The following is a 19,690-nucleotide window of genomic DNA, read 5'->3' as shown; positions in this document are numbered from 1 at the left end:
GCACCTGCGGCAGGCCGCTGAAAGGGGCCCCCGTAGAATCCGCCGCCATGCAAGCATCCCCCGGCAGCGAGAACGCGCGCCCTCCCCTGATGCGCCGTCTGGCGCGACTCATGACCTGGTTTGGCGGCTCCCGCCAATGGTGGGCCACCGGCCTGATCGGCGCCCTGATGGCCGCCATCACCGAACCCCTGATGGCCGCTTTGCTCAAGCCGTTGCTCGACCGCGGCTTCAACCGCGGCCAGCTCGCGCTGTGGATCGTGCCCACCGCAGTGCTGCTGCTGTTCGCGGTGCGCGGCATTGCGCAGTTCATCTCCCAATACGCTCTCTCGCGCATCGCCAACGAAGGCATGCAGCGCTTGCGCCGCGTGCTCTTTGAGCGCCTGATGGGCGCCGAGCTGGCGCTGTTCACCCGGCAGTCGGCCAGTGCGCTGTCGAACACCGTGGTGTACGAAGTGCAGACCGGCGCCATGCTGCTGGTGCAGGCGCTGCTCGGGCTCACGCGCGACGGCTTCACGCTGCTCGCGCTGCTCGGCTACCTGGTTTATTTGAACTGGAAGCTCACGCTCATCGTGGCGTTCCTGGTGCCCAGCATCTCCTGGATCATGAAGGTGTTCTCCAAGCGCCTGTACCGCCTTACGCAGCAGGGCCAGCAGGCGACCGACGAGCTGGCCTATGTGGTCGAGGAAAACGTGCTCGCGCACCGCGTGGTGCGCCTGCACGGCGCCGAAGCGGCACAGGGCGAGCGCTTCGAGCAGCTGAGCCAGCGGCTGAACCGGCTGGCCGTGAAGTCGACCATTGCACAAGCCGCGACCACGCCCCTCACGCAGATGATGGCGTCGCTGGCGCTGTCGGTGGTGGTGATGATCGCCCTCTGGCAAAGCGGCGAACAGGGCCTGACCGTGGGCGGCTTCGTGGCCTACATCACGGCCATGCTGATGCTCATCGCGCCAATCCGCCGCCTGGCCGACATGGCCGCGCCCATCACGCGCGGCCTGGCCGCCCTCGAACGCGGCCTGGTGCTCATCGACGAGGTGGCGCCGGAGTCGCAAGGCAGCTTCGCCCTGGCGCATGCCCAGGGCCGTATCGAGCTGCGCAACGTGCAGGTCAGCTACCGCGGCGCCGACGAACAGCGCGCGCTAGACGGCGTGACCCTGACCATCGAGCCTGGCCAGGTGGTGGCTTTCGTCGGGCCCTCGGGGTCGGGCAAGACCACGCTGGTCAACCTTCTGCCGCGCTTCGTGCAGCCCAGCGGCGGTCAGGTGCTGCTCGACGGGCACGACACCAGCGAATGGCAACTGAAGAGCCTGCGCTCGCAGTTCGCGATGGTGAGCCAGGACGTGGTGATGCTCAACGAGACGCTGGCCGCCAACGTGGCGCTGGGCGCCGAGGTCGACCGCGAGCGCGTGCTCGAATGCATTGCCGCGGCCAACCTGAGCGCGCACGTTGCCAGCCTGCCGCAAGGCATCGACACCGTGCTGGGCCACAACGCCACGCAACTTTCTGGCGGCCAGCGCCAGCGCCTGGCCATTGCCCGCGCGCTCTACAAGAACGCGCCGGTGCTGCTGCTCGACGAGGCCACGTCCGCGCTGGACACCGAATCCGAAAGGCTGGTGCAGGACGCCCTGCAGCGCCTGATGCGCAACCGCACCACGCTGATCGTGGCCCACCGCTTGTCGACCATCCAGCACGCCGACCGCATCATCGTGATGGAGCAAGGCCGCATCGCCGAACAGGGCAGCCATGACCAGTTAATGGCGCTGGACGGCCTGTACGCCCGGCTGCAGACGCTGGCGGTGCGCAGCGCCACCCCAGGGCAGGAGCCGACGCTTTGAGGCTCTGACGCCTGCGCGTCAGAGCAGCACGATGTCGTACTGCCCCTGCCCGATCGCCGGCTCCGACTGCAGCGAAATCGGCTTGCCGATGAAGTCGCTCAAGCCCGCCAGGTGCTGGCTCTCTTCATCGAGAAACAGCTCGATCACCTGCGGTGATGACACGATGCGGAACTCGCGCGGCGTGAACTGCCGGGCCTCGCGCAATATCTCGCGCATCACGTCGTAGGCCACGCTGCGCGCGGTCTTCACGATGCCCTGCCCGCTGCAGGCCACGCAGGGCTCGCACAGCATGTGGGCCAGCGATTCGCGCGTGCGCTTGCGCGTCATCTCGACCAGGCCAAGTTGCGAGAAGCCGCCCGCCGTGGTCTTCACGCGGTCGCGCGCCAGTTGCTTGCGGAACTCGCCCAGCACCTGCTCGCGGTGGTCGTCGCGGGCCATGTCGATGAAGTCGACGATGATGATTCCGCCCAGGTTGCGCAGCCGCAGTTGCCGCGCAATGGCCTGCGCGGCCTCCAGGTTGGTCTTGAAGATGGTGTCGTCGAAATTGCGCGCACCCACAAAGCCGCCGGTGTTCACGTCGACCGTGGTGAGCGCCTCGGTCTGGTCGACCACGAGGTAGCCGCCCGACTTGAGCTCCACGCGCCGGCCCAGTGCCTTGGCAATTTCCTCGTCGACCGAATACAGGTCGAAGATCGGCCGCTCGCCCTTGTAGTGCTGCAGCTTGCCGGCCGCCTTGGGCATGAACTCGAGCCCGAACTTCAGCAGCACCTCGAACTGTTCGCGCGAGTCGATGCGAATGGTCTGCGTGTCTTCCACGGTCATGTCGCGCAGCACGCGCTGCAGCAGGCTCAGGTCCTGGTGCAGCAGCGACATGGCGGGCATGCGCATGGAAGCATCGCGAATGCGCGACCAGGTCTTGCGCAGGTAGCCGATGTCTTCGGCCAGCTCGGCGTCGCTCGATTCCTCGCCGTTGGTGCGCAGGATGAAGCCGCCGGTGTTGACCGGCACCACGCCGCCGCTCTCGGCCGCCGCGGCCGCCTCGATCAGCGCCAGCATGCGTTTGCGCAGCGACTCTCGCTGGTCCGACGGAATCTTCTGCGACACGCCGATGTGGTTGTCCTGCGGCAAGAACACCAGCAGCCGCCCGGCAATGCTGATCTGCGTGGACAGCCGCGCGCCCTTGGTGCCGATGGGGTCCTTGATGACCTGCACCAGCAGCGACTGGCCTTCGAACACCTGCTTCTCGATCGGCACCATCGGGCCGCCGTTGCGGTGGTCGCGCTCGGGAGCGGGCGCGCTGGGCCGCGAGCCCGGCGTGAACGGCGAAACGATGTCGGCCACGTGCAAAAAGGCGGTGCGCTCCAGGCCGATGTCGATGAAGGCCGACTGCATGCCCGGCAGCACGCGCGACACCTTGCCCAGGTACACGTTGCCGACCAGCCCGCGTTCCAGCGTGCGTTCTACATGCAGCTCTTGCACCGCGCCGTGCTCGACCAGCGCCACACGGGTCTCCTGCGGGGACCAGTTGATCAGGATGTCTTGCATGGAATTCTTAGGTATTGAACCCGGCGCTTCGGAGCAGCCCCGCGGTCTCGAACATGGGAAGGCCCATGATGCCCGAATAGGACCCGCTGATGTGCTCGATGAAAGCGGCCGCGGCCCCCTGCACCGCATAGGCACCGGCCTTGCCCAGCGGCTCGCCGCTCTCGGCATAGCGCGTGATCTGCGCCTCGGTCATTTCGGCGAAGCGCACGCGCGACACGCTGAGCGCCGCGTGGCGCCGCGCGCCGTGCTGCAGCACCACCGCGGTCAGCACGCGGTGCGTGGCGCCCGAGAGCAGCCGCAGCATGCGCGCGGCGTCTTGCGCGTCGTCGGGCTTGCCGAGGATGGTGCGCCCGAGCGCCACGGTGGTGTCGGCGCACAGCACCGGCGCGTCGGCCAAGCCGCGGTGCTGCAGCCGCGCCACTGCGGCATCGAGCTTGAGCGCAGTGACGCGCTGCACGTAGGTCGCCGGGGCTTCGTTGGGCAGCACCTCTTCGAGCGATTCGGCGTCTTCGCTGGCGTCGGCCACCAGCAGCGTGTGGCGAATGCCGAGCTGGCCGAGCAACTGGGCGCGCCGCGGGCTCTGCGAGGCGAGGTAGATGAAGTCCGACAAGGTTCAGTTCTCCTGGAGGGCCGGCGCGGTGCCGGCCACTGTGCGGTTCCAGACCATGCCACGCGGCAGGCGCTCGGGTCCGAAAAGAAAGTGAAGCACGCGGCGGCGCGCCGGCGACCGGGCGCGCGAAGAGGCATGCAGCAGCAGCGGTCGCATCAGCAATGCGTCGCCGAGCGCGGCGGTGCAGCTCAGCTCACCGCGTTCGATGCGCAGGGCCCGTGCCTCAGCATCGGTCAGACGACCGGCAAGGTGGCTCCCCGGCACCACGCGCAAGGGGCCGGCATCAGGGCCGCAGTCGTCAAGGTGCACGCGAACGGCGAGCAGTGCTTGCAGAACGTCGGCGGGCGGCTGCACATACGGCTCGCCTTCCTTGATGACGGTCGGCATGCCTGCGCAAGATGCGGGAATCGAGGTGTCCTGGTGCAGCGCGACCAGCCAGTTTCTGTCGGGTGTCTTGTCGAACAGTGTGCATTGCACAGCGACGGCTGACGCCTCGAGCAAACCCATGGGGACCAATTGCGCTTTGATCTGCACGGCCATGTCACGGCAGTGCGGCTGGGCCAGCAGGTTGCGGCTGCCGGCGGCCTGCCCCAGCCAGTGATCGAGCGCGTGCGCAGTGGCGCGCATCAGATCGGGCGACAGCAGCGCCGGCAGCAGCGCATGCCCGTTTTCATGGAGCAACGCGGCCTGCCCCTCGGCGCTCGTCATTCGCGGTGGTAAGGGTGACCTGCGTTGACCGACCAGGCCCGGTACAGCTGCTCGACCAGCAGCACCCGCGCCATCGCGTGCGGCAGCGTCAGGTCGGACAGCCGAATGCGCTCATGCGCCGCGGCCTTGAATGCGGGGTCGAGGCCATCGGGCCCGCCGATCACCAAGGCGACGTCATCGCCCTCGCCTTGCCAGGTCTGCAGCCGCGTGGCCAGCGCCTTGGTGGTCAGCGATGTGCCGCGCTCGTCGAGTGCCACGATGCGCATGCCGCGCGCAATGGCGCCTTCGATGCGCTCGCGCTCTGCGGCGTACAGCGTTTCCAGGGTCTTGGAGCCGCGCGGCTCAGTCTTGACGGCGCGCAGCTCGAGCTTGAGCTCGGGCGGGAAGCGCTTGGCGTAGTCGTCCCAGGCGGTCTGCGCCCAATCGGGCATGCGCTGCCCGACGGCGACCACCAGGAGCTTCATGCGCGGCGGGCGGGTGCCTTCTTGGCAGGCGCCTTCTTGACGGCTGCGGTCTTTGCGGCCGGGCGTGCAGCGGTCTTCTTGACAGCGGGCTTGCCCACCACCTTGACCGGCACGCGCGCGGTGGTACCGGTCTTCTTGGCAGGGGCCTTCTTTGCGACGGTCTTGCCTGCAGTCTTGGCCGCGGGCCTTGCCGTGGTCTTGCCGGCGGTCTTGAATGCCGGCTTGCGGGCGGGCGCCTTCGCGGCCTTGGCTTCCTTGGCTTCCAGTTCGGCCGCGCGAATGGCGGTCTTGGAAGCGCTGGAACGGCGCAGCGTGGGCTCCTTGACGGCCGGCTTCTTCTTGCCGGTCGGTTCCTCCGCAACCTGTGCACTGGCCGCTGCGGCAGGCTTGGCGCCGCCGAGCTTGGCGCGCACCGGCTTGTCGCCCCAGATCTCTTCGAGGTGGTAGTACTGGCGAATGGCGGGCTGCATGATGTGCGCCACGGCGGCGCCGCAGTCCACGATGATCCATTCGCCGTTTTCTTCGCCCTCGATGCGCGGCTTGCCGAAACCGGCTTCGCGCACGGCATCGCGCACGCTGGCGGCCAAGGCCTTGGTCTGGCGGTTGGAGGTGCCCGACGCCACGATCACGCGCTCGAACAGCGGCGACAGATGTTCCGTGTCGAATACCTGAATGTCCTGCGCCTTGACGTCTTCGAGACCATCGATGATGGCTCGCTGGAGTTTTTGGGTGTCTTTCTTGGCGGCGGCTTCAGTGGTCATCAGGCAGAGCGGTAGAGGTGGTGTTGGTCAATATAGCGTGCAACGGTGGGCGGAACCAGCGAGGAAATGTCCACGCCCAGTGCCACGCGCCGCCGAATTTCGGTGGCGCTGGTGTCCATGAGTGGCAATTCGAGCGCCTCGAAACGCGCGCCAGCCGGGAGGCCAGGAAGCATTTTCGGATCAAAACGAGCAGTGTCGCCCGTCGATAGTGCGCGATACGCTACAGAAACGATAGCAATGCCGAGTATATCCTGCCAGCCGTGCCAGGTCGGCAAGGCGCTGGCCTGGTCGGCGCCCATGATCAAAACCAGCTGTGCGCCGGGCTGTTCCTGTTGCAGTTCATGCAGGGTGTCGAGCGTGTAGGTGGGGCCATCGCGCAACACTTCGCGGCTGTCGATGACCACGGTGCCCTTCAGGCCCGAGAACGCCAGCCGCGCCATCGCGAGCCGGTCTTCCTTGGGCGTGAGCGGCCGGCGCTTGTGCCAGGCCTGCCCGGTGGGAATCACGTGCAGTTCGTCGAGCGCAAGTTGCGCCAGCGCGGCTTGGGCCAGCGCCACATGGGCGTTGTGCGGCGGGTCGAACGCGCCGCCGAACACGCCGATGCGCGGGGCCGTGCCGGGAGGGCTCACAACCAGTCGCGCCGCACGATGAAGTCGCTGTACAGCGCGGCTTCGGGGCTGCCCGGCGCGGGTTGCTGCTGATAGGCCCAGCTGGCCAGCGGCGGCATCGACAGCAGAATCGATTCGGTGCGCCCGCCCGACTGCAGACCGAAGTGCGTGCCGCGGTCCCACACCAGGTTGAACTCGACATACCGACCGCGCCTGTAGAGCTGAAAGTCGCGCTCGCGCTCGGTGTAAGGCATATGGCGGCGGCGCTCGACCACGGGCATGTAAGCCGGCAGGAAACCGTTGCCCACCGCGCGAATCATCTCGAAGCCGTTCTCGAAACCGCCGTCGGAAAAATCGTCGAAGAAGATGCCGCCCACGCCGCGTTGCTCGTTGCGATGCTTCAAGAAGAAATACTCGTCGCACCATGTCTTGAAGCGCGGGTACTTGTCGGCGCCGAAGGGCGCGAGCGCGTCGCGGCAGGCGGTGTGAAAGTGCACCGCGTCTTCGGCAAAGCCGTAGCACGGCGTGAGGTCCATGCCGCCGCCGAACCAGCACACCGGCTCCCCGCCTTCAGGCAAGGCCGCCAGCATGCGCACGTTCATGTGAACGATCGGCACATAGGGGTTGCGCGGATGGAACACCAGCGACACGCCCATGGCCTCGAAGGGCGCGCCCGACAACTCGGGCCGGTTCTGCGTGGCCGAGGGCGGCAGCCTGGGGCCGCGCACCTGCGAGAAGCCGCAGCCCGCGCGCTCGAAAAGCTCTCCGCCTTCGAGGATGCAGGTGAGCCCGTGGCCCTGCAGCGGCTCGTCGGGCGCCTTGTGCCAGACGTCGCGCACGCAGGTGCCACCGTCGGCCTGCTCGACCGCGGCGATGATCGACTGCTGCAGCCCTCGCAGGTACTCGCCGACCGCCGCCGGGTTGGTGTGCTGCATCAGGCGCTGGGCGTGTTGCGCGCGTGCACTGCGCGGAATCCGATGTCCTTGCGGTACTGGGCACCGTCGAAGTTGACGCGCGCAGCCACCTCGTAGGCGCGCTGCTGCGCCTGCTTCACGCTGTCGGCCAGCACGGTCACGCACAGCACGCGCCCACCGCTGGTCTTGAGTTCGCCGTTCTCCAGCGTGGTACCCGCATGGAACACCACCGCGTCGGCCGTTTCGGCCGGAATGCCAGTGATGCGGTCGCCCTTGCGCGGCGACAGTGGGTAGCCGTGCGCGGCCATCACCACACCCAGCGCCACGCGGCGGTCCCACTGCAGTTCGACCTGGTCGAGCGTGCCGTCGGTGGCATGCCAGAACACCTCGAACAGGTCGGACTTCAGCCGCATCATGATCGGCTGCGTTTCAGGGTCGCCCATGCGGCAGTTGAATTCGAGCGTCTTTGGATGGCCGGCCGCATCGATCATCAGTCCGGCGTACAGGAAACCGGTGTACGGAATGCCGTCTTTTTCCATGCCGCGGATGGTCGGCAGAATGATCTCGCGCATGGCACGCGCATGCACCTCGGCCGTGACCACCGGCGCGGGCGAATACGCGCCCATGCCGCCGGTGTTGGGGCCTTCGTCGTTGTCGAGCAGGCGCTTGTGGTCTTGGCTGGTGGCCAGTGCGGTCACGTTCTTGCCGTCGCACAGCACGATGAAACTGGCCTCTTCGCCCTGCAGAAATTCCTCGATGACAACGCGCGCGCCGCCGTCGTTGTGCGACACGCCGAACTTGTTGTCGACCAGCATGAAGTCGACCGCCTCGTGCGCTTCCTGCGCGGTCATTGCCACCACCACGCCCTTGCCGGCGGCCAGGCCGTCGGCCTTGACCACGATGGGCGCGCCCTTGGCGTCGATGTAGGCATGCGCCAAGGCGGCGTCGGTGAAGGCTTCATACTCGGCCGTCGGAATCTTGTGGCGCTTCATGAACGCCTTGCTGAACGCCTTGGAGCTTTCCAGCTGAGCGGCCGCTTGCGTGGGGCCGAAGATGCGCAGGCCGTGCGCACGAAACTCGTCCACCACGCCGGCGGCCAGCGGGGCCTCGGGGCCGACCACGGTCAGCGCGATCTTTTCCTTCAGGGCCCACTCGCGCAGCGCGGCGGGCTCGGTGATGTCGATGCAGTCGAAGCGCGCGTCGCTTGCGGTGCCGCCATTGCCAGGGGCCACGTACACGCGGCTCACCCGCGTCGCCTGCAACAGACGCCACGCCAGAGCGTGTTCACGGCCCCCTCCTCCAATTACCAGTACCTTCATTCGCGGGCCTTCATTTCTCTCTGAGATTCAAAAAAATCACTGGCGCTTACTCGGACAGCGAGGCGTTGTGAAAGACGTCCTGCACGTCGTCCAGGTCCTCGAGCACGTCGAGCAGCTTCTGCATTCTTGTGGCGTCTTCGCCGGTCACGTCGACCACGTTCTCGGCGCGCATGGTGACTTCGGCCGCGTCGGGCTTCAGGCCGGCGGCCTCCAGCGCGTTTTTCACGGCTTCGAAGTCGGCCACGGCGGTGATCACTTCGATGGCGCCGTCCTCGTCGGTAACGACGTCTTCCGCGCCCGCCTCCAGCGCCACTTCCATCACCTTGTCTTCACTGGTGCCGGGGGCGAAGATGATCTGCCCGCAGTGCTTGAACTGGAAGGCCACCGAGCCTTCGGTGCCCATGTTGCCGCCGTACTTGGAGAAAGCGTGGCGCACTTCGGCCACGGTACGCACGCGGTTGTCGGTCATGGTGTCGACGATGATGGCCGCGCCGCCAATGCCGTACCCCTCGTAACGAATTTCTTCGTAAGTGACGCCTTCGAGGTTGCCCGTGGCCTTGTCGATGTTGCGCTTGACGGTGTCGATGGGCAGGTTCACCGCCTTGGCTTTTTCCACCGCCAGCCGCAGCCGGGGGTTGGCGCTCAGGTCAGCGCCGCCAGCGCGTGCCGCCACCGTGATTTCGCGAATGGCGCGGGTCCAGAGCTTGCCGCGCTTCTCGTCCTGACGGCCCTTGCGGTGCTGAATGTTTGCCCATTTGCTGTGTCCGGCCATGGCTTTCTCTCTCGCTGTCTTGTGTTTTCAAAGCAAGCGCCGAGTTTACTGTCCGGCGCGCACAACGCCCGGCCGGGGAGCTGGAATTCGGCCGGGGCCTTTTGGTGATAATCGTTCGATGACGCCACCGCATTCCGTAGGACCAGGGAATTCCGAGACCCTGCCACCTCATGCTCCCCTGCCGCTTTACTACAAGACCGAGGCGGAGCACCAGGCGTTCCTGCTTCGCATCTTCGACAGCACCGCTGCGGACTACGACCGCATCGAAAGCGTGCTGGCCTTCGGCACCGGCCCTTCCTACCGCCGCGACGCGCTGCGCCAGGCCGGGCTAGCCGCTGGTGCGCAGGTGCTGGACGTGGGCATCGGCACCGGGCTGGTGGCCCGCGAGGCGCTCAAGCTCATCGGTTCCACCGGCCAGTTGGTGGGCGTCGACCCCAGCCCCGGCATGATGGGCCAGGTCAAGCTGCCCGGCGTCGAGCTGATTCGCGGCGTGGCCGAAAACCTGCCCCGCCCCGACGCCAGCTGCGACTTCGTCAGCATGGGCTACGCCATGCGTCACATCAGCGACGTGGCCGCCGCCTTCAGCGAATTCCACCGCGTGCTGCGCCCCGGCGGGCGGGTGGCGGTGCTGGAAATCACCAAGCCCGAGGGCCGCGTGGCCACCGCGCTGCTCAAGGGCTACATGCGCGCCGTGGTGCCGCTGATCGCCCGCGTGGTCGGTCGCCAGCGCAACACATCGGAACTGTGGCGCTATTACTGGGACACCATCGAGGCCTGCATTGCCCCGGAGCGCGTGATGCAGGCGCTGACCGCCGCGGGCTTTCGCGACGTGCAGCGCCATGCCAGCCTGGGCGTCTTTTCCTGCTACACCGCCGTCAAACCCGAACAACCCGTCGAGGTCAGGTGACAGTGCGAGTTCAGGACCCCACCTCCTCCCGCCTCTCTTCCCACCTGCGCGTAGAGCGCCTTTCATTGCCCGACAGCCTCGCGCTGGCCACCCACGGCAAGGCGCCCTTTGCGGCGCTGGGCTACGGCACGCCGCATGGCGTGGCATGGATGCCGACCGTCAACGCCCGCGTGCTGTCGCCGCAGGGCGCCATGGCCGATGTGTGGCACGTGAGCGCGCCGCACATCGAGTCCGGCACCACCGGCATCGCGCGCTGGCGCACCGACGGCCACTGGCTGCTCGGCGCCATCGACCTAGACGAAGCCGCTGAAAACCAAGGCCTGGCCGAGCTCGCGCACCGCGCCTACCGCGACCTGTTCAAGACGCTCGACCAGGCCGGCGCGCCGCACCTGCAGCGCATCTGGAACTACCTGCCCCAGATCAACGCCGACGGCGGCGGGCTGGAGCGCTACCGCCAGTTCAACAAGGGCCGCCAGGAGGCATTTCTGGAAGCCGGCCGTGCCGCCTTCGAGGGCGCGCCCGCGGCCTGTGCGCTGGGCATCCATCAGGGTGCGCTGTCGATCCGGTTCCTGGCCGGCCAGCAGGCGCCGTTGCCGGTGGAAAACCCGCGCCAGGTGTCGGCCTACCGCTACCCCGAAACCTACGGCCCGCGCTCGCCCACCTTCTCGCGCGCCGCGCTGGCCGACATCGGCGACGGCAACATCGCGCTGTTCATCTCGGGCACTGCCAGCATCGTGGGCCACGAAACCGTGCACCCCGGCGACGTGCTGGAGCAAACGCGCGAAACGCTGCGCAACCTGCAGGCGGTGGTCGATGCCGCCAATGCGCGCGGCACGGCGAAGTTTTCTTTGGCCGAGCTCGACTGCGTGGTCTATGTGCGCAACCCCTCGGACACCGACGCCGTGCGCGGCATTCTCGAAGGCGCGCTGGGCGCCGACGCGCCCCTGACGCGCCACGCCGTGTACCTGGAGGCCGACATCTGCCGCAGCGACCTGCTGGTGGAGATCGAGGCCCACACGGTCGCGGCCGGCCAGCTTCGGCCCTGACCGGTCATCGTCCGACCGTTCCCTGCCAGATTGACCGATTCAATGATTCGCGTGCTGCGATTTTTCACATCGATTCCGCTCGCGTTGCTGCTCTACGCGCTGCTGCTGTGCCTGGGCCTGATCTCGCTGGTCTGGAACCTGGTGGCCATGCTGCTCTACCCGGTGATGCCGGCCAGGCCCGGGCGCGCGCTCGGCCGCATGACCATCGCTTTTGCCTACCGCCTGTTCTGGTGGCTGGCCTCGGCCACCGGCATGATGCGCATCGACGCCGCCTGCCTCGACCCGATGCGCAAGGAGCCCGGCGTGATCTTCGTGGCCAACCACCCCACCATGCTCGACGCGCTGCTGCTGGTGGCACGGCTGCCGCGCAGCGCCTGCATCATGAAGGCCGACCTGATGGGCAACATCTTCCTGGGCGCGGGCGCGCGGCTGGCGCGCTACATCAGCAACAAGTCAGCCCGCACCATGGTGCGGCTCGCGGTGAACGACCTGCGCAACGGCGGGCAACTGGTGATCTTTCCTGAAGGCACGCGCACCGTGACGCCGCCGCTCAACCCGTTTCGCGCCGGCACCACCCTCATTGCCAAGCTGGCGCAGGCGCCCATTCAAACCGTGTTCATCGACACCGACTCGCCCTACCTGGGCAAGGGCTGGCCGCTGTGGCGCGTGCCGCCGCTGCCCGTCGTCTTCACCCTGCGCCTGGGCAAGCGCTTTGCGCCGACGCAGGACAGCGACGTGCTGCAAGCCGACCTCGAACATTACTTTCGCCAAAACCTGGAACAGCGCGCCACCGACGCGTCCCCCGAATGCCAGACGCCTCGCGCACCCACCTTGTCCTGATTCCCAGCTACAACACGGGCGAACGCCTGTTCTCGACCGTCCAGGCTGCGCGCGCGCAGTGGAGCCCCGTGTGGGTGGTGGTCGACGGCAGCGACGACGGCACCGGCGAGCGGCTGCAGCAGCTGGCAGCCAACGACCCGGGCCTGCGCGTGTGGCTGCTGCCGCAGAACCAGGGCAAGGGCTCCGCCGTGCTGCACGGGCTGCGCGCTGCCAAGGACGCCGGCTTCACGCATGCGCTGACGATGGATTCCGATGGCCAGCATCCGGCGGACCTGATTCCTGAATTCATGAAGGCCTCGCTGGCCCGGCCAGAGACCATGGTGCTCGGCCGGCCGGTGTTCGACGCCAGCGCGCCGCTGCTGCGCGTGCGCGGGCGGCGCGTGTCCAACGGCTGGACCCAGCTGGAAACCCTGTTCGCCGGGGTGGGCGATTCGCTCTACGGCTTTCGCGTGTACCCGGTGGCCGACCTCATTGCGGTGATGGCGCGCCAGCCCTGGATGCGGCGCTTCGACTTCGACACCGAAGCCGTCGTGCGGCTGGCCTGGCGCGGCGTGAAGCCGGTGAACATCGACGCGCCGGTGAAATATCTGACGGCGGAAGAAGGCGGGGTGTCGCACTTTCGCTATGGGCGCGACAACGTGCTGCTGACCTGGATGCACACGCGGTTGATGGTCGAGTTCGTGCTGCGGCTGCCGGGGCTGGTGTTTCGCAAGCTGGCGAAGAAGGCACCGTTTCAGGACTGATGTCTTGTTCCCTCTCCCAGAGGGAGAGGGAGCGGAGTCAGACAGCAGGCGCAGCAAGAGCCGCCCCGCCCAGCGCCTTGTACAGCGTCATCGTCGCATTGAGCTGATTCAACCGGTTCAACGCCAGCGACACCTCCGCCGTGCGCCGGCGGTCCTTCGCGTCGAGCACCGGCTGCAACGCCGTCGCCCCCGCGCGATAGCGCACCTCCGACAACCGCTCCGCGCGCTGCGCCTGCTGCAGCGCCAACACCAGCTTGTCGCTCTCGCTGCGCAACTGCGTGCGTGAAGACAAGGCGTTCTCCACCTCCGACAGCGCGGTGTACAGCGACTGCCGAAAACCCACCACCGCCTCTTCGTACTGCGTCTGCGACACGCCCACGCTCAGCCGCGCCGTGTTCCATTGCAGAAAGGGCAGCACCAGCCCGGCGCCGAGCGTGGCCACCGGGTTCTTCAGCAGCTCGCCCAGCGCGGTGCTCGACGTGCCCAGCGAGCCCGTGAGGCTCAGCGCGGGATAGAAGCTGGTGCGCGTGGCGTCGACATTGGCCAGCGCACCGCGCAAGCGCTGCTCGGCCGCGCGCAGGTCCGGGCGCCGGCCCAGCAGGTCGGCCGGCACGCCGGCATCGATGGCGGGCAAGGCGATGTCCGGCAGCCGCGGCGGCTCGACCGGTATCGGTTCAACCGCCATCGCCTGCGGCGGCCGGTCGAACAGAACGGCCAGCGCATTGCGCGCCTCGACACGCTGCTGCAGCAACTGCGTGTGCGCCGCCTCCTGCGTCGCCAGGTTCTGCCCGGCCTGCGCCACGTCCAGCCCCGACACCGCGCCGGCCGCGTACTTCACGTGCACCAGCGCGAGAATGCGCCGGCCGTCTTCGATGCCGGCCTCGCTCAACGCAATGCGCTGGTTGAGGTAGCCGGTCTGCCAATAGAGCCCGGCCGTGGTGCCGACCAGCGCAAGCGCGGTGGCCTGCCGGTCGGACTCGGTCGCCTTCAGCGTCCAGTCGGCGGCGCTGCGTTGCGCGGCCAGGCGGCCCCACAGGTCGAGCTCGTAGCTCAGGGTGACAAGCGACGTCGATGCCGACCCGGCCACGCCGCCGCGCTTCAGGTCGTAAGACCGGCTCGTACTCGCCTGCCCCACCACGTCCGGCGTGAGGTTGGTGTTGGCCAGGCCCGCCTGCAGTTGCGCGCGCTGCACGCGAATGCCGGCCGCGGCCAGGTCGTTGTTGCTGCGCAGCGCGTCGTCGACCAGGCGGTCGAGTTGCGGGTCGTTGAACGACGCCCACCAGTTCGCCGACAGCACGGTGGCCACGCTCCCGGCAGCGGTGCCGGCCGGCTGTTGCTGCCAGGCCCGAGGCATTTCCAGCGGCCGCTGTTCGCGCCGCTCCGGCTGAAACAGCGTGCAGCCGGCGAGCACGCACACGGCAGCCACCGCCACGGGAAGAAGGCGCGCCCTACTCACGCGCCAGCGCCTCGATAGGGTCCAGCCGCGCCGCGTTGCGCGCCGGCAGGTAGCCGAACAGCACGCCAATCAAGGTCGCGCACAGAAACGCCGACACCACCGCACCCAAAGAAAAAATCATTTGCCATTGCTTCACGAAAAGCGAAAACAGAAAACTGATGCCATAGGAGAGCGTCACGCCGATCAACCCACCCACCAGGCACACCAGCACCGCCTCGGTCAGGAACTGCTGCAGCACGTCGCTCTGGCGCGCGCCCACGGCCATGCGAATGCCGATTTCGCGCGTGCGCTCGGTCACCGACACCAGCATGATGTTCATCACGCCGATGCCGCCCACCACCAGCGAAATGACCGCAATGAGCGACAGCAGCAGCGTGAGCGACTGGCTCGTGCGCTCGGCCGTCTTCACGATGCTGTCCATGTTGAAGGTGAAAAAGTCCTTGCTGCCGTGGCGCATGGTGAGCAGCTTGACGATGCTGTCTTCGGCCGCCTTGGTCGGCTGGTCGTCGCGAATGCGCACCGTGATGCTGTCGAAGTGCTGCTGCCCAAAGAGCCGGCTCGCGCCCGTGCTGTACGGCAGCCAGATGTTGAGCGACTTGTTCTCGCCGAACATGCTCTTCTTTTCCTGCGACACGCCAATCACCGTGCACGGCAGATTGCCCACCAGGATGATCTTGCCGACCGGGTCGGTGCCATCGGGAAACAGCATGCGCTGGGTGTTCTGGTCGATCACCACCACCTGCGACTGGTGGCGCACGTCGCTGGCGGTGAACGCCGCGCCGCGCGCCATCTGGATGTCGCGCACCTTGAAGAAACTGTCGCTCACGCCGTTCACCGTGCCGTTGATGTCCACGCTGCGGTAGCGCAGGCGCAGGCTGCGCTGGGTGGAGGGCGTCACGCTGTGCACGTAGGGCTGGGCGGCAATGGCATTCAGGTCGGGCGGTGCCAGCGTGCGGATGCTCGAGGCCTTGTCGTCGCCGAAGTCGCGGCCCGGGTACACGTCCAGCGTGTTGGTGCCGATGGCCCGAATGTCCGACAGCACGAAGCGCTTGGCCCCCTCCCCGATGGCCACGATCGACACCACCGACGTGATGCCGATCACGATGCCCAGCATGGTGAGCGCGGTGCGCATGCGGTGCGCCATCATCGAGCGCCAGGCCATGCGAAAGGCCTCGGCAAAGCGCGCCCAGCCGGTGCTGAAGCGCGCAATGCCCAGCTTGGGGCGGGTCATGGGCATGGCGGGCTGCGCATCGGCTTGCACGTTCTGAACCTGCTGCGACACCGTGGCCATGGCAGCCACGGTCGGCACGTTCGCCCGGTCGCGCACGATCACGCCGTCGGCAATTTCGATGATGCGTTCGGTGCAGCTCGCCACCTGCATGTCGTGCGTCACGATGATCACCGTGTGCCCCTGCGCATGCAGCTCGCGCAGGATGCCGATCACCTCCTGCCCGCTCTTGCTGTCGAGCGCGCCGGTCGGCTCGTCGGCCAGGATCACCTGCCCGCCGTTCATGAGCGCGCGCGCAATGCTCACGCGCTGCTGCTGGCCGCCCGAGAGCTGGCTGGGCCGGTGCTCGGTGCGGTCGCCCAGCCCCAGCCGCGCAAGCAGCTGGCGCGCGCGCGTGTCGCGCGCCTCGCCGTCGGTGCCGGCGTACACGGCGGGCACCTCGACGTTGCCGGCGGCCGTCAGGTGCTGCATCAGGTGGTAGCGCTGAAAGATGAAGCCGAAGTGCTCGCGCCGCAGCTCGGCCAGCGCGTCGCTGTTCAGCGTGCCCACGTCGTGGCCCGACACCGTGTAGCTGCCGGTGCTCGGCCGGTCGAGGCAGCCCAGAATGTTCATCAGCGTCGACTTGCCCGAGCCCGACGCGCCCACAATGGCCAGCATTTCGCCGCTGCCGATGTCGAGATCGACGTCCTTCAGCACCTGCACTTGCTGCTCGCCCGAGGGAAAGCTGCGGCCGATGCCGCGCAGGGCCAGCAGCGGCTTTTTCAAACTTGCGCCATCGGAAGCACCGGCAGCACCGGCAGCTCCGGCAGCACCTGTTGCACCTGTTGCACCCGTCGCAGCGGCTGCATCGCTCATTGGCGCTTGCCTCGCGCGCCGCCTTCGCTGCCGTCGCCGCGCTCCGCCAGCGCCGACGGGTCGCCCGTGATCACGGTGTCGCCCTCGGCAAGACCGTTGAGCACCTGCGCCTGAAAGTTGTTGCTGATGCCCACGCGCACCTGGCGCTTTTCCACGCTGTGGTCGGCCTTGAGCACGCGCACTTGCTGGCGGCCTTCCTTGTCGCGCGCGCCCAGCGCGGTGAGCGGCACGGCCAGAGCCTGCTTCGCCTCGCCCAGAAGAATGGCGACCTGCGCCGTCATGTCGACACGCAGCGTGCGCTCCGGGTTGGGCACGTCGAACAGTGCGTTGAAGAACACCGCGTTGTTGATCTTCTCGGGCGAAGGCTGCACCGCGCGCAGCGTGCCGTGGTAGCGCGTGTCGGGGTCGCCCAGAATGGTGAAGTACACCGGCTGGCCGGGCTTCACGCGCACCACGTCGGCCTCCGACACCTGCGCCTTCACCGTCATGGTCGACAGGTCGGCCAGCTTCATGAGCGTGGGCACCTGAAAGGCGGCCACCACGGTCTGGCCTTCGAGCGTGCTGATGGAGACCACGTCGCCGTCGATGGGCGCCACGATGCGCGTGTAAGACAGGTTGGTCTGCGCCGAGGCCACGGCCAGCTTCTGCTGGCGGATCTGCGCCTCCAGCGACACCGCATCGGCCCGCAGCGCGCGCAGCTCGGCATCGGCGCTTTCCATGTCCTGCCTGGGGGCGGCGTCCTGCGCGAGCATTTCCTGCTGGCGCGTCCAGGTGAGCTGCGCCTGCTTCACGCGCACCTCCTTGGCCAGGCGCTGCGCCTGCAGGTTCTCCAGCTTGGCCTGCTCCTGCGCCAGCGTGTTCTGCGAGATGACGGGATCGATCTCGGCCAGCCAGTCGCCCTTCTTCACGCGCTGGCCCAGCTCCACCTTCAGCGACTTGAGCTGGCCGCTCACCTGCGCGCCCACCTCCACCTGCTTGAGCGCCTGCAGCACGCCGGTGGCGAGCACCGCGTTTTCAACGTCGGTGCGCTGCACGGTGTCGGTGAGGTAGTCGGTTTTTTGTTCGGGCCTGGTCCAGAAGAAAGCGACAAGGCCAATGAAAACAATGGCCAGTGCGGCCACGAGCAACTTGCGTGAACGCCGAATTGGGGGAGTTGGCATGCAGATGAGGATGAGGTGAGAGACGCTTCAAAAGCCGGCGCAGCGGATGGAGGGCTGGCGTTCTCTGAAAAATCAAAAACGGAAACAGCGTCGATGCTAGCGCAACATTGACCCCACTTTCTAAAGGCGAACTTAATTTCCAGAGGTTAATGCCGGGGCTTTTGAAAAATCTCCTTGGAATTCTCGGCAAACAATTATCAATTTTTATTAAATCAGGGAAAACAATCATCAAATCGACCTGCTGCTTCGTCTTTTGACGTGGACAACGACAGGCGCGCGATTCACCCTTCATTTTGCGGCGATTTCAATCGCTTTTTTGCTTGTCGCGGCCATCTCGTCATGCACACCATTTTTGTTGCGGCAAGCTGCAAATGAGATAGCGAACCCTCAACTCTCAGGGTTTTATGCCTACGCACTGGCATACGCTGCCTGCTGGACGCTGGCCAACGTCTTGCAGAATATCAAAGGAATTTTTTCTGCCGGCGTCCTTGCCAAAGCTAATGCAGCACTGAACAAGCTTCTTCTGAAAAACGTCATTCATAGCCGATATTCATCGCAAAGAAAAATAGACGCCGGCGTCGTTGCTCAAGACATTGTCAGGGCCACCCAGAGTCTCAGTTCGATCACCACATCGCTGTTCTGGACCGTTCTTCCCATCGTTTTCGAATTCTTCATTTCCATCGGAATCATTCGTTCATCGATCGGAAATGCTTTTGCAATTCTTTTTGCGCTCTGCATTCTCGCCCTGTCTTTCGTTTCTTATGTCATTGCGGCAAAAAGCGGAGACCTTCACTCATCGATCTACTCTTCGCAGAACAAGCTGCAAGGCTTCATGGTGGAAAGGCTGGGCGCGCTGCTTGAGGTTCGCCTGAACAATGCAGCGGCACGAGAAGAAGTTTTGGCCGATACCCATCTGGCACACACGGTTCAAACCATTTGGCGCGCCAATCTGCGCATGGGTCTTTATCTTGGCGCACAGGCACTTGCAATTGGCGTGGTGCTTGGCGTGTTCACCTCCTACTCTGTCAAGCTGAACAGCGCCGCCAATTTCACGAGCGGTGATTTTGTGATGATTGCCGGCTATACAGGAATGCTGACGATGCAATTGAGGTTTTTATCTGCCGCCCTGATCGAATTGAAAAGGCAACAGGTTGCATTGAAATTCGGCTCTGAATATCTTCAGCCCGCATCAAAAACAACAGCAGCGATGGCAACTGGTGCAGCCATTGATTTTTCAGACGACGAACATCCGCTGTTCAGGCTGGAGAACGTGCTGCTGGCCGTCGAAAAAAAGGTTCTGGTGTTCAACCTGTCGCACGATTTCAAAACGAACCGATTCACCGTTATTTCGGCGCCTTCCGGCACGGGAAAAAGCACTCTGGTTCAATCGATGCTGGGGCTGCTTCCCGTTAATGCGGGCACCATCAAACACTGCGGACGGCTGGTCGACCAGAATTCGACGGACGACATCTTGAAAAACGTCGCCGTGGCCTCTCAGTTCCCTTGCATCTTCAACGCTTCTCTGCGGTTCAATCTGAATTACGGCTGCAATGTGCCGCCGCCGGATGCTGTGTTGCACGAAATGCTCCACGCACTCGATTATTTAACCAAGAAAAATGGAATTGAAGTTTCAATTGATCTAGACGACCAATTGGGCGCCGGCGGACGCTCGCTGAGCGGCGGTGAAAAGCAGAGAATTTCAATTGCCAGGGCATTGCTTCGAAACAAGAATGCGCTTGTTCTTGACGAACCAACAGCGCACCTAGATCAAGAATTGGCAAGAAAGCTAATTCTTTATATCGCGAGCCGCACGAAAACTTTGATCGTGATTACGCACGACCCGGAAATCACGAAGATCGCTCACGATGTTCTGGTGCTGGCACCGCCGGCGCCACCACAGGCGCAAACCACATGACCCGACG

Annotated in this window: 18 protein-coding genes; 6 read left to right on the top strand and 12 right to left on the bottom strand. The window is 65.9% G+C overall.

Translation table 11 applies throughout. The features are described 5' to 3' along the window. Window positions 1-47: 47 nt before the first annotated feature. Window positions 48-1,832 carry a lipid A export permease/ATP-binding protein MsbA gene (gene msbA, locus VLK31_RS11625; RefSeq protein ID WP_409168544.1) on the top strand — a complete coding sequence of 595 codons (1,785 nt, stop codon included), beginning with the start codon at window positions 48-50 and terminating at the stop codon, window positions 1,830-1,832. An 18-nt stretch (window positions 1,833-1,850) separates the two neighbouring features. Here msbA and rng read toward each other — a convergent pair whose 3' ends face one another. From rng to VLK31_RS11580, 9 genes are read right to left on the bottom strand one after another with little or no spacing between them, the layout of a single operon-like run. After that, window positions 1,851-3,377 carry a ribonuclease G gene (gene rng / locus VLK31_RS11620; RefSeq protein WP_409168543.1) on the bottom strand — a complete coding sequence of 509 codons (1,527 nt, stop codon included), beginning with the start codon at window positions 3,375-3,377 and terminating at the stop codon, window positions 1,851-1,853. Window positions 3,378-3,384: 7 nt separating this feature from the next. After that, window positions 3,385-3,987 (bottom strand): Maf family protein, encoded by a 603-nt coding sequence (locus tag VLK31_RS11615; RefSeq protein ID WP_409168542.1) that lies wholly within the window; start codon window positions 3,985-3,987, stop codon window positions 3,385-3,387. A gap of 3 nt (window positions 3,988-3,990) precedes the next feature. Then, window positions 3,991-4,695, bottom strand: coding sequence for a phytanoyl-CoA dioxygenase family protein (locus tag VLK31_RS11610; RefSeq protein WP_409168541.1), 705 nt, complete (start codon window positions 4,693-4,695; stop codon window positions 3,991-3,993). Next, window positions 4,692-5,159 carry a 23S rRNA (pseudouridine(1915)-N(3))-methyltransferase RlmH gene (rlmH, locus tag VLK31_RS11605; protein WP_409168540.1) on the bottom strand — a complete coding sequence of 156 codons (468 nt, stop codon included), beginning with the start codon at window positions 5,157-5,159 and terminating at the stop codon, window positions 4,692-4,694. Before rlmH ends, VLK31_RS11610 begins: the two co-directional genes overlap by 4 nt. Further along, the gene (gene rsfS, locus VLK31_RS11600) at window positions 5,156-5,920 is read right to left on the bottom strand and encodes a ribosome silencing factor (protein ID WP_409168539.1); all 765 of its coding nucleotides are present in this window, start codon (window positions 5,918-5,920) and stop codon (window positions 5,156-5,158) included. Before rsfS ends, rlmH begins: the two co-directional genes overlap by 4 nt. After that, the gene (nadD, locus tag VLK31_RS11595) at window positions 5,920-6,549 is read right to left on the bottom strand and encodes a nicotinate (nicotinamide) nucleotide adenylyltransferase (protein WP_409168538.1); all 630 of its coding nucleotides are present in this window, start codon (window positions 6,547-6,549) and stop codon (window positions 5,920-5,922) included. Before nadD ends, rsfS begins: the two co-directional genes overlap by 1 nt. Further along, complete coding sequence (hemF, locus tag VLK31_RS11590) at window positions 6,546-7,463, bottom strand: oxygen-dependent coproporphyrinogen oxidase (RefSeq protein ID WP_409168537.1); 918 nt, start codon at window positions 7,461-7,463, stop codon at window positions 6,546-6,548. Before hemF ends, nadD begins: the two co-directional genes overlap by 4 nt. Next, a complete protein-coding gene (gene purD / locus VLK31_RS11585; RefSeq protein WP_409168536.1) occupies window positions 7,463-8,761 on the bottom strand; it encodes a phosphoribosylamine--glycine ligase in 1,299 nt (432 codons plus the stop codon). The genes hemF and purD overlap by 1 nt, the downstream gene beginning before the upstream one ends. A gap of 46 nt (window positions 8,762-8,807) precedes the next feature. Then, on the bottom strand, window positions 8,808-9,533 hold the full coding sequence (locus VLK31_RS11580; protein ID WP_409168535.1) for a YebC/PmpR family DNA-binding transcriptional regulator: 726 nt from the start codon (window positions 9,531-9,533) through the stop codon (window positions 8,808-8,810). A 118-nt stretch (window positions 9,534-9,651) separates the two neighbouring features. Here VLK31_RS11580 and VLK31_RS11575 point away from each other — a divergent pair, with 118 nt between their 5' ends. From VLK31_RS11575 to VLK31_RS11560, 4 genes are all read left to right on the top strand, one after another. After that, the gene (locus VLK31_RS11575; protein ID WP_409168534.1) at window positions 9,652-10,440 is read left to right on the top strand and encodes a class I SAM-dependent methyltransferase; all 789 of its coding nucleotides are present in this window, start codon (window positions 9,652-9,654) and stop codon (window positions 10,438-10,440) included. A gap of 65 nt (window positions 10,441-10,505) precedes the next feature. Continuing rightward, window positions 10,506-11,486, top strand: a complete 981-nt coding sequence (locus VLK31_RS11570) for a hypothetical protein (RefSeq protein WP_409168533.1) — start codon at window positions 10,506-10,508, stop codon at window positions 11,484-11,486. Between the two features lie 42 nt (window positions 11,487-11,528). Next, window positions 11,529-12,326 (top strand): lysophospholipid acyltransferase family protein, encoded by a 798-nt coding sequence (locus VLK31_RS11565; RefSeq protein WP_409168532.1) that lies wholly within the window; start codon window positions 11,529-11,531, stop codon window positions 12,324-12,326. Beyond that, window positions 12,293-13,069 (top strand): glycosyltransferase family 2 protein, encoded by a 777-nt coding sequence (locus VLK31_RS11560; protein ID WP_409168531.1) that lies wholly within the window; start codon window positions 12,293-12,295, stop codon window positions 13,067-13,069. The genes VLK31_RS11565 and VLK31_RS11560 overlap by 34 nt, the downstream gene beginning before the upstream one ends. A 37-nt stretch (window positions 13,070-13,106) precedes the next feature. Here VLK31_RS11560 and VLK31_RS11555 read toward each other — a convergent pair whose 3' ends face one another. From VLK31_RS11555 to macA, 3 genes are all read right to left on the bottom strand, one after another. Further along, window positions 13,107-14,525 (bottom strand): efflux transporter outer membrane subunit, encoded by a 1,419-nt coding sequence (locus tag VLK31_RS11555; protein ID WP_409168530.1) that lies wholly within the window; start codon window positions 14,523-14,525, stop codon window positions 13,107-13,109. Further along, a complete protein-coding gene (macB, locus tag VLK31_RS11550) occupies window positions 14,518-16,518 on the bottom strand; it encodes a macrolide ABC transporter ATP-binding protein/permease MacB (RefSeq protein ID WP_409168529.1) in 2,001 nt (666 codons plus the stop codon). The genes VLK31_RS11555 and macB overlap by 8 nt, the downstream gene beginning before the upstream one ends. Before the next feature lie 86 nt (window positions 16,519-16,604). Beyond that, complete coding sequence (gene macA, locus VLK31_RS11545) at window positions 16,605-17,768, bottom strand: macrolide transporter subunit MacA (RefSeq protein WP_409168528.1); 1,164 nt, start codon at window positions 17,766-17,768, stop codon at window positions 16,605-16,607. A 253-nt stretch (window positions 17,769-18,021) separates the two neighbouring features. Between macA and VLK31_RS11540 the strand changes: the two genes are divergently transcribed. Continuing rightward, on the top strand, window positions 18,022-19,683 hold the full coding sequence (locus tag VLK31_RS11540; protein ID WP_409168527.1) for an ATP-binding cassette domain-containing protein: 1,662 nt from the start codon (window positions 18,022-18,024) through the stop codon (window positions 19,681-19,683). The last annotated feature ends 7 nt before the right edge of the window (window positions 19,684-19,690 follow it).

The organism is Variovorax sp. H27-G14 (assembly GCF_046156345.1).
In the GTDB taxonomy this organism is placed as follows: Bacteria; Pseudomonadota; Gammaproteobacteria; order Burkholderiales; family Burkholderiaceae_C; genus Variovorax.
Note: the sequence above shows the minus strand (reverse complement) of the source record. Positions and strands in the feature narration are given on the sequence as shown.